17 protein-coding genes and 1 pseudogene are annotated in these 14,627 nt (G+C 66.7%); 11 read left to right on the top strand and 7 right to left on the bottom strand.

From position 1 onward, the window contains the following. Window positions 1-2: 2 nt before the first annotated feature. The 3 genes and pseudogenes from AB0I04_RS18065 (at window position 3) to AB0I04_RS18055 (ending at window position 1,564) form a co-directional block, all read left to right on the top strand. On the top strand, window positions 3-719 hold the full coding sequence (locus AB0I04_RS18065) for a hemerythrin domain-containing protein (RefSeq protein WP_360885685.1): 717 nt from the start codon (window positions 3-5) through the stop codon (window positions 717-719). A gap of 69 nt (window positions 720-788) precedes the next feature. Then, a pseudogene (locus AB0I04_RS18060) lies at window positions 789-1,055 on the top strand (LppP/LprE family lipoprotein); the annotation flags it as partial. Window positions 1,056-1,120: 65 nt separating this feature from the next. Continuing rightward, the gene (locus AB0I04_RS18055; RefSeq protein ID WP_360885683.1) at window positions 1,121-1,564 is read left to right on the top strand and encodes a GNAT family N-acetyltransferase; all 444 of its coding nucleotides are present in this window, start codon (window positions 1,121-1,123) and stop codon (window positions 1,562-1,564) included. 64 nt (window positions 1,565-1,628) lie between these two features. Here the strand turns inward: AB0I04_RS18055 and AB0I04_RS18050 are convergent, their stop codons facing one another. Beyond that, complete coding sequence (locus AB0I04_RS18050; RefSeq protein WP_360885681.1) at window positions 1,629-3,116, bottom strand: prolyl oligopeptidase family serine peptidase; 1,488 nt, start codon at window positions 3,114-3,116, stop codon at window positions 1,629-1,631. A gap of 109 nt (window positions 3,117-3,225) precedes the next feature. Further along, window positions 3,226-3,819, bottom strand: a complete 594-nt coding sequence (locus AB0I04_RS18045) for a metalloregulator ArsR/SmtB family transcription factor (RefSeq protein WP_360885679.1) — start codon at window positions 3,817-3,819, stop codon at window positions 3,226-3,228. Window positions 3,820-3,997: 178 nt separating this feature from the next. Between AB0I04_RS18045 and AB0I04_RS18040 the strand changes: the two genes are divergently transcribed. The 4 genes from AB0I04_RS18040 (at window position 3,998) to AB0I04_RS18025 (ending at window position 7,455) form a co-directional block, all read left to right on the top strand. Continuing rightward, entirely contained in the window at window positions 3,998-4,471 is a 474-nt protein-coding gene (locus tag AB0I04_RS18040; RefSeq protein WP_360885677.1) for a carboxymuconolactone decarboxylase family protein, read from the top strand. A gap of 177 nt (window positions 4,472-4,648) precedes the next feature. Next, window positions 4,649-6,181, top strand: coding sequence for a serine/threonine-protein kinase (locus AB0I04_RS18035; RefSeq protein WP_360885675.1), 1,533 nt, complete (start codon window positions 4,649-4,651; stop codon window positions 6,179-6,181). A 6-nt stretch (window positions 6,182-6,187) separates the two neighbouring features. After that, on the top strand, window positions 6,188-6,637 hold the full coding sequence (locus AB0I04_RS18030) for an NUDIX domain-containing protein (RefSeq protein ID WP_360885772.1): 450 nt from the start codon (window positions 6,188-6,190) through the stop codon (window positions 6,635-6,637). Between the two features lie 326 nt (window positions 6,638-6,963). Beyond that, a complete protein-coding gene (locus tag AB0I04_RS18025; RefSeq protein ID WP_360885674.1) occupies window positions 6,964-7,455 on the top strand; it encodes a hypothetical protein in 492 nt (163 codons plus the stop codon). A gap of 211 nt (window positions 7,456-7,666) precedes the next feature. On the opposite strand, the gene AB0I04_RS18020 is transcribed toward AB0I04_RS18025, so the two are convergent. Both AB0I04_RS18020 and AB0I04_RS18015 read right to left on the bottom strand, forming a co-directional pair. Next, window positions 7,667-8,107, bottom strand: coding sequence for a MerR family transcriptional regulator (locus AB0I04_RS18020; RefSeq protein ID WP_360885672.1), 441 nt, complete (start codon window positions 8,105-8,107; stop codon window positions 7,667-7,669). Between the two features lie 146 nt (window positions 8,108-8,253). Beyond that, window positions 8,254-9,150, bottom strand: a complete 897-nt coding sequence (locus AB0I04_RS18015) for an aldo/keto reductase (RefSeq protein WP_360885671.1) — start codon at window positions 9,148-9,150, stop codon at window positions 8,254-8,256. Between the two features lie 19 nt (window positions 9,151-9,169). On the opposite strand from AB0I04_RS18015, the gene AB0I04_RS18010 reads away from it, so the two are divergent. Beyond that, the gene (locus AB0I04_RS18010; protein WP_360885669.1) at window positions 9,170-10,156 is read left to right on the top strand and encodes a helix-turn-helix transcriptional regulator; all 987 of its coding nucleotides are present in this window, start codon (window positions 9,170-9,172) and stop codon (window positions 10,154-10,156) included. 65 nt (window positions 10,157-10,221) lie between these two features. Here the strand turns inward: AB0I04_RS18010 and AB0I04_RS18005 are convergent, their stop codons facing one another. After that, complete coding sequence (locus AB0I04_RS18005; RefSeq protein ID WP_360885667.1) at window positions 10,222-10,872, bottom strand: DUF416 family protein; 651 nt, start codon at window positions 10,870-10,872, stop codon at window positions 10,222-10,224. A 257-nt stretch (window positions 10,873-11,129) separates the two neighbouring features. On the opposite strand from AB0I04_RS18005, the gene AB0I04_RS18000 reads away from it, so the two are divergent. The 3 genes from AB0I04_RS18000 (at window position 11,130) to AB0I04_RS17990 (ending at window position 13,414) form a co-directional block, all read left to right on the top strand. Next, entirely contained in the window at window positions 11,130-12,194 is a 1,065-nt protein-coding gene (locus AB0I04_RS18000; RefSeq protein WP_360885665.1) for a hypothetical protein, read from the top strand. An 8-nt stretch (window positions 12,195-12,202) separates the two neighbouring features. Then, window positions 12,203-12,520 carry a hypothetical protein gene (locus AB0I04_RS17995; protein ID WP_360885663.1) on the top strand — a complete coding sequence of 106 codons (318 nt, stop codon included), beginning with the start codon at window positions 12,203-12,205 and terminating at the stop codon, window positions 12,518-12,520. 276 nt (window positions 12,521-12,796) lie between these two features. Further along, the gene (locus AB0I04_RS17990) at window positions 12,797-13,414 is read left to right on the top strand and encodes an MBL fold metallo-hydrolase (protein WP_360885662.1); all 618 of its coding nucleotides are present in this window, start codon (window positions 12,797-12,799) and stop codon (window positions 13,412-13,414) included. Between the two features lie 450 nt (window positions 13,415-13,864). Here the strand turns inward: AB0I04_RS17990 and AB0I04_RS17985 are convergent, their stop codons facing one another. Next, window positions 13,865-14,353 carry a hypothetical protein gene (locus AB0I04_RS17985; protein ID WP_360885660.1) on the bottom strand — a complete coding sequence of 163 codons (489 nt, stop codon included), beginning with the start codon at window positions 14,351-14,353 and terminating at the stop codon, window positions 13,865-13,867. A gap of 19 nt (window positions 14,354-14,372) precedes the next feature. Beyond that, the gene (locus AB0I04_RS17980; protein WP_360885658.1) at window positions 14,373-14,618 is read right to left on the bottom strand and encodes a hypothetical protein; all 246 of its coding nucleotides are present in this window, start codon (window positions 14,616-14,618) and stop codon (window positions 14,373-14,375) included. Window positions 14,619-14,627 lie beyond the last annotated feature (9 nt).

Below are 14,627 nucleotides of genomic sequence, written 5' to 3'. Positions count from 1 at the left end.
TGATGACCGGTGTCGACCCGGCCGTTGAGCGGCGTCGCCTGCTACGCCTGTCAGCGGCGACGGCCGGTGGCGTCCTGCTCACCGCCTCGGCCGGCGGCCGTACGGCGGCTGGAGACGTCACCGTGGCACCCGCCGAGGAGGTTCCGCCGACCGAGGACCTCATGCGGGAGCACGGCGTCTTGAAGCGGATTCTGCTGATCTATGAGGAGGCGGAGCGGCGGCTGCGGCACGGCAAGGATCTTCCGCCGGAGGCGCTCCGCGAGTCCGCCGACATCATCCGTACATTCATCGAGCAGTACCACGAGAAGCTCGAGGAGAATTACATCTTCCCGCGTCTGCGCAAGGCCGGAAAGCTGGTCGACACCGTCGACGTGCTGAAGACACAGCACGACAAAGGCCGGATCCTCACCCGACGCATCCTGGACGGCGCCACCGCCAAGGGCCTGGCCGACGAGCACACCCGCAAACGAGTCGTCCACGCCATGAGGTCCTTCGACCGGATGTACGCGCCGCACGAGGCCCGCGAGGACACCGTCGTTTTCCCGACGTTCCGCGACATCATGCCGGCGCGCGAGTTCGCCGAGATGGGCGAGCGTTTCGAGGACGAGGAACACCGGCGGTTCGGCGCCGCGGGCTTCACCGGCATCGTCGACCGCGTCGCCGGCATCGAGCGGGAGCTGGACATCTACCAGCTCTCGAAGTTCACCCCGCACGTCTGACCACCGCCCGTACGGCGGAATGGACGAAGAAAAGCAACCGCCGCCGGCCAGCGCACCCCGACCGCGGACGGCAAGGGCCAACTCGTCTTCTTCTGGCACGGCACGAAGTTCCTCGGCTGGGACGCCGTGACGGAGACCGACTCCATCCGCGGCGTCACCACCGGTACCGGCCATTTCACGGTGACGTACACGCACTACGCGGCGCAGGACCCGGAGTGCTGCGCATCCTTGCCACCCGTCACCATCACGTACGTCTGGCAGGACAACGACGGCTTCGTCCCGTCCGGGCAGGTTCCCCACCACGGCGATCCGGTCCGCGTGAAGCTCCTGCCCTGACCGCCGGTCGTACCTGACCGAAATCCGCTTTGACGCCGTACGGCGCAGTGCGCTTCTCTATGCCCGTGCCCAATCTTCGCATCGAGCGAGTGGACGGCGAGGCCGGCCTCAAAGACTGGCGGTACGTCCACAACCTGATCATCCCAACTGCCACGCTGTCGCTCGACGAGGTCCGTGAACGCTCCGGCCGCAACCTGCTGGACGTCGCGTACGCCGACGACGTCCTCGTCGGCTGCACGACGGTACGCCCGCCGACGAGCGACAACGGATCCACGGCCACGGTGATCGCCCGGGTCCTCCCCGAACACCGGCGCCAGGGGTTCGGGGAGGCACTGTACGAGCGAGGGCTGGCCCAGGCACGAGAGCTCGACGCCGAGGTGATCGAAACGGTCATCTGGGCCGCGAACGTCGACGGCCTGCGCTTCGCGGAGAAGCACGGCTTCGTCGAGTTCGACCGGTACCAGTTGCCCGGCGACGACGTCTACTGGATCGACCTGCGCCTGGCCTGAGCGCCGCCTCGTTGCCATGAGGCTTGAGGTCACGGCGGCCGACGAGGTGACCGAGGTTCACCGATCACCAGGCGAGGAGACCCCAGTAGGCCGCCCATGGGATGAAGATCGCTCCCGCGACCGTCACCATGGCGACACGAATGCGCAGGCCGCCGGACGTCGGTGTGCGCCGATTCCGCCAGGCGACCGTGGCGGTCGCGACCGTGGCGCCGGCCACGATGACGGCGAGGAGTTGGAGAATCAGCCACGGGAGCGGGCGACCGACGAGGACCGGCCCGATGAGCTGTCCGCTCGTCGCGAAGACCGAGACCGTGAACAGCAGTGTTCCGGCGACGGTCACCAGACCGGTCGCCGCGAGCAGGCGTGCTGAGCGGCATGCCGGTCCCCTTGTTTCCGTGCGCCCGGCGATCCGGCGTATGACCCCGGTCACCAGATATCCGGCGAACGCCACCAGAAGACACGCGATCGCGACCCACTCAAGAGCGTTCGCCTCGTACCAGGCGCCGTTCGAAGGGGCACGGCTGGTGAGGGCCTGCCGTGGAGGTGCGGCGGTGCTGGACAGCGGCGGGTGGCCATCGGCGACCTGGTGGATCCACGACGTCATCATGGCCGCAGAGGCGGGAGGGAGGGCGCCCAGTGGATGGCCGCCCAGCAGCGGCCCGCCGAGATTGTGGAACCCGTCGGTCGTACGGTGGCCGTTGTGGCCGGCACCGGCGATGAACCGTACGGTGACGTGCTGGTTTCCCGCGCGGGCGAGGGCGCGTTCGTAGATCTGCGCGCTTTCTCGCGGCACCACCTGGGTGTCATGTTCACCCCACAACGCGAGGACCGGCTGCCGCAGGCGTTCGAGCAGGGGCACCGGGTCGTACCCGGCCGAGGGGAACAGGCCCGCGCCGTCCACGAGGTGCGCCGCCGGTCCGCTGATCGTGTCGAGAAGTGATCCGGAGACGTTCTGATGCCGCAGGTGGACGGCGAGGTTCCAGGTCTGTGTGCGCAACGGCGTGTAGCCGGGGCCACCAACCGTGATCAGGAACGCGACGTCCGAAGACCGCGACGCGGCCAGCGGCAGAACCCAGCCGCCTTCACTGAACCCCCACAACCCGACCTTCGCGGGGTCGACGCCGGGACGGGCCCGGAGGGTCCGCATGCCGGCGAGCGCGTCGGTGGCGAGGAGCGAGAAGTCGCGGTGCATCTTCGAGTAGCCGACGGTCCGCTTGTCGTAGATGAGCGCGGCGATCCCGGCGCGGGCGAACGCCTCGGCCTCCTGCGTGTACTCCTGCCGGGGCGCCGGACCGGAGCCGCCCACCAGCACGACGCCCGGAACAGGGCGGGTGCTCCTGCTCGGTGCGACGACCGTGCCGTGCAGGGTCACTCCGTCGCCTCCGCGGAAGGAGACATCGCTGCGGTTCACGGTGGTGGCACTCGGGCCGGCGGAGTCGTACGCGGCGGGGCGCGCCGTCGCCGACAACGGCACGAGGGCCGGAAGCGACGCCAGCAGGCCGACCGCCCATCCGACCGCTCGGACGCGGCGGGATTTGAATGAGAGCAGCACGACGTGCTCTCCTTTCTCTGGGATTCGTGTACGCGAAGACACGCCCTATGGCGTGGTGACACGGGCTCCGTTCACCGGGTCGCCGAGCGTGCAGGCTCGGCGGCCCGGCTCATTCCTCGGAGCCTGCCGTGGGTGTTGAGGTGTCCGCGTCGGGGATGCCGAGCAGCCGGACATGCATCGGACGTGCGCCGGGAGGTGTCTCCTCCTTGGGTCGTGAGTAGCGGTAGATCAGCGCGATGTACTCCTCGAAGAACTCCTTTGCTTCATCGAGCGTGAGACGGAGGGTGGCGCGGGAGAACAGGAACGCGTCCGCCCAATCGCCCAGTGCCTCCCGGCCGGCCGAGAAGCGAGAGAAGAGCTCGACGAGTTCGGCGAAGTTGTGCCGCACCATCTCCGAAAGCGCCTCGCGCACCTCCGGGGTCTGGCGGCTGTACGGCGGGAACCGCCGATCAGCGGGCACAGCGCGCCACCAGCGTTCCCGTCCCTTCGACAGCTCGGGAACCTCCTCGACGAGCCCGTGCTTGGCGAGTTGCCGGAGGTGGTAGCTGGTCGCCCCGGTGCTCTCACCGAGCGCCCGCGCGAGGGTCGTGGAGTTGACCGGCCCGTCACGCAGGCACTCTTCGATCTTGCGTCTGAGGGGGTGCGCGAGCAGCCGAAGCACGGCGACGTCGGTGATCTCCTGAGCTGGGGGGCGGTCCGCCATGCAGCGATCATAAGCGTTCGCAAAGGGTCTTTGCAAAGAGTCTTTGCATCACTGTTGGCCAGCGGGTCGGTCAGCCGGGGCACGGCCGGGAGACGCAGATCACATTCGGCCGGCTGTCACATCGTGCCGGGCGATCGGGTCAGTGAGGTGTAGCAGCCAACACGGCAAGGAGATCACCATGGACGCCCGTCTCAACTTCTACGGCAACCCGGCCGCGGCGAAGTTCTCGAAGTACATCAACTCCGCCGGCAAGGTCGTGACGGACTCGACGCTGCCGGCCGCGACGCAGGAACTGGTGAAGATCCGCGCCAGCCAGATCAACGGCTGCGCCGGCTGCCTCGACATGCACACCAAGGACGCCGCGCACGCCGGGGAGACCTCGACGCGCCTCAACCTGCTCGCCGCTTGGCGAGAGGCCACGGTCTTCACCGACGCCGAGCGCGCCGCCCTGGAGCTCACCGAGCAGGGCACCCGCATCGCCGACGCCGCCGGCGGTGTCACCGACGAGGCCTGGGCGAACGCCGCCAAGCACTACGACGAAGACCAACTCGCCGCCCTGGTGTCCCTGATCGCCCTCATCAACGCCTACAACCGCATGAACGTCATCACCCGGCAGCCCGGCGGTGACTACCAGCCCGGCCAGTGGGGGTGACCGCGACCGGCGGATCAGCGCCGAGGACGTCCACCTCATCGTCGGCGCACCCGACCTGCCCATGGCCTCCGCGTCGGCGCTGGAGCGAACTGGACCCCCGTCACCGGGGTCTGGTGGAATGTGTCGATTACGTGATCTATCCCTGACGGCCGGGCGGAGGCATGGGTGCGGGGTGGTTTGGAGCTGGCCGGCCGGTACCAGCTGGAGGAGCCGCTCGGCCGGGGCGGTATGGGCGAAGTATGGCGGGGTGTCGATCTACGGCTGCGGCGCCCGGTGGCGGTCAAGATCTTGCCGTTGGCGATGGCGGCGGACCCGACGGCCGTGGCGAGGTTTCGCCGGGAAGCCGAGATCGCCGCGACGTTGAATCATCCGGGTATCACCACGGTGTTCGACATCGACGAGCATCAATTCGGTGACGAGCGTCTGCTTTTCCTGGTGATGGAGCTGATGCGGGGCCGGGACCTGCAACGAACGCTGGGCGAACACTCTGGCGGGATGCCCATCGAACAGGTGACGGACCTGGCCGTTCAGGTCCTCGACGCGATGTCGGCCGCGCACGAACAAGGCATCGTGCATCGAGACCTCAAGCCCGCCAATCTGTTTCTTCTGGAGAGCAGGCGGGTGAAGGTCTGCGACTTCGGGATCGCCCGCCTCGCCGACGCCACAAAGATCACCGTCACCGGCGGGTCCTCTGGCACGCCTCTGTACATGGCACCCGAGCAGATCCAGGGCCGTACCGTCGACCAGCGGACGGACCTGTACGCCTTCGGCTGTGTCCTGTACGAAATGCTCACCGGTACTCCGTGGGTGGACACCGGCCCCGGCCTGGCCGCGATCCTCTACCAGCATCTAGAGCAGATCCCTGCTCCACCCAAATCCCTGCGTCCTGACATCCCGGACCACCTCAACGCGCTCGTGCTCGAACTGCTCGCCAAACGGCCCGACGACCGGCCGCACGACGCGACCGCGATCATCGCGCGGCTGCGCGGGGCCACCGCGGACACTCCGCAGGCACCAAGCCCGGACACTCCGCAGGCACCAAGCCCGGAAACGGCTCAGACCCCACCACCGCCGAACCCGAAAACGACGCCGGCCACCCCGTCGCCAGGCCCCGAAACGCAGCTCGCCAATCCACCGTTGACCTGGGGACGCGCCATTGTCATTCTGGCGGCCCTTACGGTATGCGGCTTGGCCGTCTACGCCGTCACCGCATATTCCCGGTCCGGCAGCGATGAGACCCCTTCCGGCAAGACCCTCAAAATCGGAGCGCAGGCCTCCGTCCTTGCGCAGACCGATCCCACCGGGCCCGTTTACCATATAGGACTGACGGTCAGCGCCATCGAGAAGCTTCCCAGCACAGGCTTCACCCCAAAGGTCAGCCGGCCGCTCCAAGCCAAGGTGCCGTACTGCATTCATTTCTCGCTGACGAACACGAGCAAGCGCACAATGTCGGCGGACGGCGTCAACCTGGTCACCGACGAAATGGGAGGCATACTCCCTGGCGGCACCGAAGCCACGACCTGGAAGAGCATACCCGATTTCAAAATTCCCCAGAAATGCCCGCCGCCCAACAACAAATCACTGGCGCCGAACGGTACCTTGCCCGAAACTGAACTGATCTTCTCCGACTCGACGGTGGTCGCGGCTCGTTGGCGAAGGTACGAAGCCATGGGGACCCTACCGAACAACTACACAGTCTCCTGGAAGTGACCGGCAATCGAGGTCAAGCACTCCGCTCGCGCGATCCTGATCGACGATAACGACCGCCTCGTACTGATCAAACGCACCCGCCCAGGCCGGCCGGTCTACTGGACGACCCCCGGCGGCCGAGTCGAACCGGGTGATCGATCACTGGAGGAGGCGTTGCGACGGGAACTTCACGAGGAGCTGGGAGCGACCGTCGGCCTTTGTCAGCAGGTGTTCCTGCTCAGCCGACCGAAAGATGGCGGCGTGCGAGTGCAGCACATCTTCGTCGCGCGGCTTACCGAGCTGGACCTTACGCGGCGTAACGGCCCCGAATTCGAAGACCCTTCGCGCGGACGATACGACCCGGACTTCATCGAGCTCCCCGACGAATCGTTGGCCGCCATCGACCTGAGACCCCGAGCGTTGAGAGACTTCATTCTGGCCAATCGGGACGCCCTGCTGGACGCTGTCGGCGCATGAGCACCCACCCAGGGAAAGCGGCCGATGACTTGATCGAGCGCTGACGAGCCGTATCCGGCCGATGGGCATGCGGGCCTCCCGACGTTCCGCGACATCATGCCGGCCCGCAAGTTCGCCGCGATGCGCGAGCAACACCGATGGCAGGAAGCGCCGACGCACCGTTCCTATGGTCCGGCCGCTGAATCAATCAACCTAAAGATCAGCAGAACAAACAAAACCGACTACCCGATCAACATCGGCGGCCGTACGACTGGGGTGTCGGCTCCGACCGCGGCGGGGCGACAGGAAAGGTCTCCAGCTCCGAAACAGAACGGACGGGTGCCACAATGCGCACTGCATCCCTCAGCCGCACGACGACCGTCACCGCACGGACGCGACGTCTCATCGCCGTGCTCACCGCACTGATCGCCGCCACCCTCGGCGTGGCCGTCGGCGCGGCCTGCATGACGCCGGCCCACGCCGACACCGCTCAGACGCCCACCACGACCAAACTGACCTGCCAGGACTTCAACGGAGCCGGTTTCATCAACTGGGACATCCTCGTCCAGCTCAACCCCGACGGGACCGCCAAGTCCGCCTCACAGCTGGGCGACGCGTACCTCACCGGCCTGCAGGCGGTCTCGGTCGAGCGCACCGGTCAGGCGACGATCAACATCACCAACGGTGGGCGCTCCCTGAGCTTCCACAGTGACGTGCTCATCCAGGCAACAGTCCCCCTCACGACCATCAACTTCTCCGGTCCGGCTCAGGGCTGCAGCGCGGACTTCAACTTCCCGAACCCGCCGACCACGGTCACCAACCTCACGCCCAGCTCCTGACCCGATCCCCTCTCTCGCCGGTGCCTCCGCGCCCTCTCGTGGCGGAGGCACCGGCACGGTCATGACTGGACACGACCTAACGTGCTGAGTCAGGAGCGAACGCCAGAGGCGACCCGTGACCTCCCTACTGGCCTTGACGCCCCTGAACCGGCACCGAGACGACGCGACCTGCATCGTCGCGGACGTGACCGCCACGGACCGAAACCGCCCATCACCGTGAGGGACCCATCTCGACGTGCTCGCTCGCGAGCTCCTCGAAGGAGACGCCGTCGAGCAGCCGGTCCAGCGCCTCGACGAAATGCGGGCATTCGCGCGCGGGGTGCTCAGCGGGGCACATGAGCACATGGCTGAGGAAGTCTTTGGCGCCCTGAGCCCTGGCGATCAGCTCCTCCAGCTTCTCGATCTGCCCGCCGACGGTCTCCCGCCACTGCTCACTCCCCTCGTCCAGCAGGGCGGCCGCCGCGTCGAGGCCGATACCGAGCCGCTGCGCGATCTGGATGAACGCCAGGCGCCGTAGCTCCCGCCGACCGTACATCCGCTTTCCGTGCACCCGCGCGGCCGGCCGTACGAGGTCGCGTTCTTCGTAGTGAAGGAGTGCCGAGGTCCGCATGCCGAGCCGGTCGGCGGCCTCACCGATAGGGATCAGGTCCATGCGTCCCATTTGACTTCAAGCCGACTTGAAGTCGGCCTACTACCGCGGATTCCCATGGCGGTCGGCTGGAGTGGGTCATCTCGCGGCACCGGGTCCGTCACCTGGCACCTGCCGATCCGATCCGGTCCGTTCCGACCCGCTCCGTCTCAAAAACTCGGGGCACCAAGGTGGGTGACGCGGTCGAGCGCGGCGAGGTCGTCGTCGTCCAACTGGATGCCGTCGACGGCCAGGTTCTCTTCGAGGTGGGCGACCGAGCTCGTGCCGGGGATCAGCAGCATGCGGTCGTAGTGGGCAAGCAGCCAGGCGAGCGCGACCTGCGACGCCGAGACGTCGTGCTTGGCGGCCACTGATGCGATCGCTGGATCGGCGGCGAGCGCCTGCGGGCCACCAGTGAACGCGGAGCCGAGGGGATAGTAGGGAACGTAGGCGATGTCGTTCTCGCGGCAGAGATCGACGACCGGCTCATCCGTACGATTCGCGATGCTGTACGCGTTCTGCACCTCGGCGATCGGGGTGATCTCAAGGGCGCTCTTGACGACGTCGGCGGACACGGTCGAGATGCCGATGAGATCGAGCTTGCCCTCGTCGCGCAGATCGGTCAGGACACCGAGCTGCTCGGCGAGCGGAACCGTGTCCGGTTCAGCGCCCCCGACCCCGAAGCGCATGTTCACGAGGTCGATCCGCTCGAGCCGCAGGGAGCGAAGGTCCTGCTCGACGGTCGCCCGCAACTGTTCCGGACGTGAGGCCCGGATCCATCCGCCTTCCTCATCGCGGGAGCCGCCGACCTTCGTGGCGATGACGAGGCCGTCCGGGTAGGGGTACAGCACCTCGGCGATGAGTTCGTTGACGACATCGGGACCGTAAGCCTGCGAGGTGTCGATGTGATTGACGCCGAGCTCGACGGCGCGGCGCAGCACGGCACGAGCCGCGTCCGGGTCCTTCGGCGGGCCGAACACCCATGGGCCGGCGAGCTGCATCGCACCGAAGCCGATGCGCCGCACAACCTTGCCGCCGAGCAGGGAGGTCTGAGTGATCGTGGTCATGCGTCGACTATGGGACCCCGTGCGCCGCACCGACCAGTGGTGGCAGCATCCTCGGACGCGCAGACCCACCCACGCCAGCGCACCCGGCCACTACCGTTGGAGCGTGGCCAAGAACGGTGAGCTGCGAGAGTTCCTGCGCACCCGGCGGGCGCGCGTGCAGCCTGAGGACGTGGGTATCCAGACCGACGGCCAACGCCGCGTCCCGGGCCTGCGACGCGAGGAAGTCGCGATGCTGGCCGGCGTGAGTCTCGACTATTACGCCCGCCTTGAGCAGGGCCGCCGCCACCTACAGCCGTCCGATCAGGTGCTCGACGCGATCGCCCGCGCGCTGCGGCTGGTCGAGATCGAGAGGCAGTACCTCCACAACCTCGTCCGGTCGACCGTCGCCGCGCCCAAGCCCGACGATCTGCAGCTCGCGCCCCTCGACACGGGCATGAAGCTGATGCTCGACAGCCTCAAGACCCCTGCGATCATCATCGACTCGCGCGGAGACGTTCACGCGATGAACCGCATGGGACGGGCGCTGCTGGTGGGACTCGAACCGATGCCGTCCGCGGCGGCCAGCCACCCGCGCTGGCTGTTCCTGGATCCGTCGACGCGCGACCTCTTCACTGACTGGGAGATGAACGCGCGCGTGAGCGTCGGGGTCCTACGGGAGGCTGCGGGCCGCTACCCACGCGACAAGAAGCTGCACACACTGATCGGCGAACTGTCCGTCGCCAGTCCCGAGTTCCGCAGCTGGTGGGCCGAGCACGATGTCGATGCCCGATGCCGTGGTCCTAAACGATTCCAACACCCCGTCGTCGGCGAGCTCATCATGCACGTCGAGGCGCTGCAATTCCCGGACGGGGAGCGCTGGCTCTACGCCTATTCAGCGGAACCCGGATCGCACTCCGCAGAGGCGATCCGCTTGCTCGGCACGTGGGCCGCGACGCAGGACGCCGAGGAAACGGCCGATCAGGCCAGAGTCCCGCGCTCCTCCGCCCTCCACACGTCCAGCGAGTAGTGATCGAGCCGCAGACGATGCCGCGGGGCAGTTGGGGTCTGGTGGGGCTCCCGCTATGCCGGCCGTCACGGGCGGTGTGACGCAGGTGTTCGCAGGTCGGCGAGGACCTGGGTGGTAAGGGTCGAGCGTTCCAACAGCTCCAGATCGAGCAGTTGACGGTGTTTTTCCTGTTCGACCAGCGGATCGCGCTCTGCGGCCTGTACCGGCTGTGCATCGAGCTCCCCCTGGCGGGCCACTGCCAGAGCAGCGCCCCGGCCGTAGCGCAGGCAGTGCAGTGTTTCTCTGATCCCACCGTGGACAGCGACGTGACAGGCGCCCGTCACACCCCAAGCGGCGTGTACGGCGTTCTCCGCCAAGGGCGTCGCGGCGCCGTTCGCGACCCGCCATGCCTCCCATGTCCTCGTGCCGGCGAGGTCGAAACCGAACTCGGCGGCGACGAACGCCTGGTCCATGCAGGCCACGCCCACGGTGACGATGTCGAAGGCGGACCCGCACTCCAGCAGATCCCACACGCCGTCCAGAGCGCTTTGGAGCACCAGCGGCTCGCCCAGCCCGGTCTGCTCGTGAAACCGCCAGTAGTGCGGCATCAGGCGCTCGGCGACCGCCGCCGCCAGCGCAGCCCGAGCCGCAGGAGCCAGACCATCGAGCCGCTCGGTCAGCCGTCGTTCTTCGTCAAGGAATCCGGCGATACGGCCGTCATCTCGCCCTTCATCCATGACGTGACCCTATGACGGCGCGATGTCCAGATGAGAAGAGGCCGCCTGTACGAGCTTCGGAGACTTTCGATCACCGGAAGCACATCCGCACGGCCAGGTCCGCCTGATGGTCACGTCTTCGTCTCCGAACACTCTGTGGTAGTAGACAGCTCCGCCGCACACTGGTTCCCTTGTGTGTGTCAGGGTCAGTCTTTCTGTCAAAACGGGGGATGCCGACATTCCCGGGGGTGGCGACCGAATGACTCGCAAGGTGGCAGATGGCCACTGATCGCTTAAGCGACGACACCGATACCGATGTAGAGAAGATCGACGAGACTCTTCCTGCCGCACATCGCCTGCCGCCGGACAGACCAGGCGCCGAGGGCTTCCCGTCGCGAGCAGAAAGCAGAGCCGGTGCGGCTGAAGTCGACAACGACGGGCGGCAGTCTTCCGCCCAGTCAGGCACCGAGGCTGCCGACGATCAAAAGACAGCCGGCCGGCAGGGAAGCGACAGCCAGCAGGAACCACTCGTGCCCGAGGCCCACAGCGGTGAAACGATCCGCCCGTTCGGTGAGCGCCTCGATACTCCGCTGGGTGATGACCAGCCGACCCCGCGGGAAGTGCTGGAACGCTTTGCCCCTCCCCGGGCCGGTCTGCGGGAACTCTCGGCGGAACAGGCGAAAGAGTACATCGAGCAGAATGCTGAGCAGCGGCCTTGGCTTTCGTCGGCCAGAGACAGCGACCCGGCGGTACAGCGAGTCATCGCCGCACTGGATCAAGGCAGAGGCCATGCGCTGGAGCGTCATGAAGGCTTTGCCGACGACGACAAGCTGTTTCAGCGTGTGACCACCCTGGAGGACCCGGCACAGCTCGATGCCGACAAACGCGTGGCAGGCATCGACGGCTGTAAGCCTGGAAACCAGGACCACAAGTGCGCCAGTTCTGCGACCGCGATCCAGGACCCGGGGGCTTTCGCAACCGCCTTCGCGCGTGGCACGGAACATCAGAAGGTGCGCGAGACTCTCGATATGCCATTCGCCTCAGACGTGTATCCGCCGCCCGTCTCGATACCCATTGACGAGTTATTAGGCCCAGATGGACACCGCTACTGTGACGGCTACGCCCTTACACCAATAGCAGGAGATCGCCGGGTGGCGATGGAGTGTCGAGACGCATTTGTATATGCGCGAGCAAACGACCGGGATCCCGATGTTCCACCACCGCAGGCTACACAGATGGAGTCGTTCGCCGGTGGGACCGTCGAGTTCTTCTTCCGCCCCAACTCCGCCCAAGGCAGCTACGAAGTGAACACGATGTACGTCGAGCCGCCAAAGGGCCCCTAGGAGGAACGATGGCACTCAAGGGAAAATACTGGCGTGAAGACAGGAATGCACCGTTCGCGATACTCCTCGGCACAGTAGAAACGCACTGCCACCCCGAAGCCTACGATGAGGCTTACGAAGACCTGATCCAGCGCGCGCGACATCCGGAAGGAGACGCTGGTATCAACGACTTCAAAGAGCAGCTGCGCACCGCACTTCAGGACACTTCCAAGCTCCCAGAGGATTCTCTGTTCACAGCAGCTCAATACAGCGACGGAAGCGACGGTAAGTTTCTTAGCCGCCTATGGCGGGACTTGTACCCGAACGAACCACTTCCTGCGAGCTGACCGAGAGGCGAAGCGCAGCCGACGACCCACTCGACCCTGATTAGCACGACAGTCCAGTCACGTCCAGCCAAGCACGACATCGGTCTGCTCGACGCGCTCACTCGCCTCGCCAACCGGCGTCCCTGGCTGCCCTCGGCCGTCTGAAATTCCGCTCGCCCAGCCCGCTCCGCGCAAGCCACGGATCCGGGACGGGAAGTTCGCGGCGGCGGCCTGACCGGAAGACCGCTTTCTCCTCGGGAAAGCGATTCTTCTCGGGTCGGCCGATATGGTGATCCGGTGAAATTGACGAATTTCGGACACGCCTGTGTGCGCGTCCAGGACGGCGATCGGGTGCTGGTAATCGATCCGGGTACCTTCTCCGATGCGGAGGCGGCGCTGTCCGAAGCCACGGCCGTGCTCGTCTCCCACGAGCACCCCGACCACATCGACGTCGAGGCACTCAAGGCCGCCCGGGCGGCCAACCCAACACTGACCATCCACACCCATGCGGCACTGGCTGCCGAGCTCGGCGAGGGAGCGGTCGCGGTCGCCGCGGGCGAGACCTTCACCGCCGCCGGCTTCACCGTGAAAGCCGTGGGCGGCGTTCACGCCGAGGTCATCGACGGACTGCCCGGCTGCCCGAACCTCGGGTTCATCGTGGACGGCCTCTACCACCCGGGAGACTCCCTCTTCGTCCCCACCGACGAGGTCGACACCCTACTGGTCCCGGCATCCGGCCCCTGGGTGAAGATCGGCGAGGCTATCGCCTTCGTCCGCGGCGTCCGGCCGGCCCGGGCGTTCCCGATCCACGACATCCAGCTCAGCACGATCGGTCTGGAGTACTTCGACGAGTGGCTCGACGAGGAGGAGACCGACTACGCCCGCATACCGGTGGGCGATTCAGCCGATCTCTAGTGCGGCAGCGCATTTCATTAGGTGAGCTGCGGGTATGCGTGCCGGGGTGGTTGGCGGAGGCAGTTCGTTGGTGGTGCCAGCGGGCGCGGTGGCGATCTCGCCAGTTCCGCCAATAGATGGTGTGCTCGATGCCGTGGTGTGGTGGCGGGAAATGCAGGGCGCAGCCGAGGGCCTGGATGCAAGGAAGCTGACCAGTCACCGAAGGAGGTTAGGGTCCATTGCTCCCTCATGCGACGTTCACTGCCAACCGTAATCCGCCTGATCGGTGAGATCGATACTCCGCACTGCCAACTTCACCGCCCCGCATCGTCGCGCGGAGTTCCTGATCACCAGTCTCCGTACCGTCCGCGCCAACACCACGTCAGCTCGTCAAAACACCCGGTCGGTCTCGGCGGTCAGGACGCCGACCCAAGTCGCGCCCCTACTGCGCCCGGCGCGGCTACAACGCGCTCAAGCCGTTGCCGGCCGCCGACGACGTACGGCGGTGACGATGTCGTCGATCGAGTGGTCGAGGGACAGATCAGACAGGACGATCGGGGTGCCGTACCGAGCCATGTTGCCGCGTGCCTCCCGGCGCAGCCACGGCAGTGCGCGGCGGACGACGTCCTCCGGTTCGGCGGGAACGATCAGCAACACCGGGGTTGACGTCTTGCCGCGCAGGGCGACACTGCGCGTGACCGAGGCCACCTCGCCCCAGCTCAACCGCACGCCCATCAGCGGGAAGCGGATCCCACTCTCGTCGACCGCCACCACCGGTACCCGACACACCGTGCTGACGATGATCGGACCACCGAACGCCGCCAGCGACACGACGCCACTGACTGCGATCAGCACTCCCATCAGGTCGGGCCGGGTCACCCCGAACACCACCGCTGCGACGGCGATCAGCGTGAACAGCACGTACGGCCCGTTGGGCCGCAGGCGCACGAGCAACGGCATCGGGCCTCCACTAGGTCTTTCAAATTTTGAACGTGTGCAGCCGGGCGGTGCTGAGGGTCTGCTCCGCGCCGAACCGCTCGAAGGCATCGACGGGCTGAAGACCAAGGCGGGCGGCGAGCTTCAGGACCGTACACACCGGGAAGACGTTGTGCAGCCAGTCGTACGCGGCGGCGACCACCGGATACCGGTCACCCCCGCCGACGCCAACGGCCTGGTCCCAGGCGAACACCTCGCCCCACGCGGGATGGTTCACTCCGATCGGCACCCGCGTTGG

Origin of the sequence: Actinoallomurus sp. NPDC050550, from assembly GCF_040655075.1 — a bacterium.
Classification (GTDB): Bacteria; Actinomycetota; Actinomycetes; order Streptosporangiales; family Streptosporangiaceae; genus Actinoallomurus.
The sequence above is the reverse complement of the archived record's forward strand: the minus strand, read 5'-3'. Positions and strand labels throughout refer to the sequence as shown.

Coding starts and splice junctions, on each gene's coding strand:
- AB0I04_RS18065 (WP_360885685.1), top strand. CDS start 3: ATGACCGGTGTCGACCCGGCCGTTGAGCGGCGTCGCCTGCTACGCCTG.
- AB0I04_RS18045 (WP_360885679.1), bottom strand. CDS start 3,819: ATGGCGGACCGCCCCCCAGCTCAGGAGATCACCGACGTCGCCGTGCTT.
- AB0I04_RS18040 (WP_360885677.1), top strand. CDS start 3,998: ATGGACGCCCGTCTCAACTTCTACGGCAACCCGGCCGCGGCGAAGTTC.
- AB0I04_RS18025 (WP_360885674.1), top strand. CDS start 6,964: ATGCGCACTGCATCCCTCAGCCGCACGACGACCGTCACCGCACGGACG.
- AB0I04_RS18020 (WP_360885672.1), bottom strand. CDS start 8,107: ATGGACCTGATCCCTATCGGTGAGGCCGCCGACCGGCTCGGCATGCGG.
- AB0I04_RS18015 (WP_360885671.1), bottom strand. CDS start 9,150: ATGACCACGATCACTCAGACCTCCCTGCTCGGCGGCAAGGTTGTGCGG.
- AB0I04_RS18005 (WP_360885667.1), bottom strand. CDS start 10,872: ATGGATGAAGGGCGAGATGACGGCCGTATCGCCGGATTCCTTGACGAA.
- AB0I04_RS18000 (WP_360885665.1), top strand. CDS start 11,130: ATGGCCACTGATCGCTTAAGCGACGACACCGATACCGATGTAGAGAAG.
- AB0I04_RS17995 (WP_360885663.1), top strand. CDS start 12,203: ATGGCACTCAAGGGAAAATACTGGCGTGAAGACAGGAATGCACCGTTC.
- AB0I04_RS17985 (WP_360885660.1), bottom strand. CDS start 14,353: ATGCCGTTGCTCGTGCGCCTGCGGCCCAACGGGCCGTACGTGCTGTTC.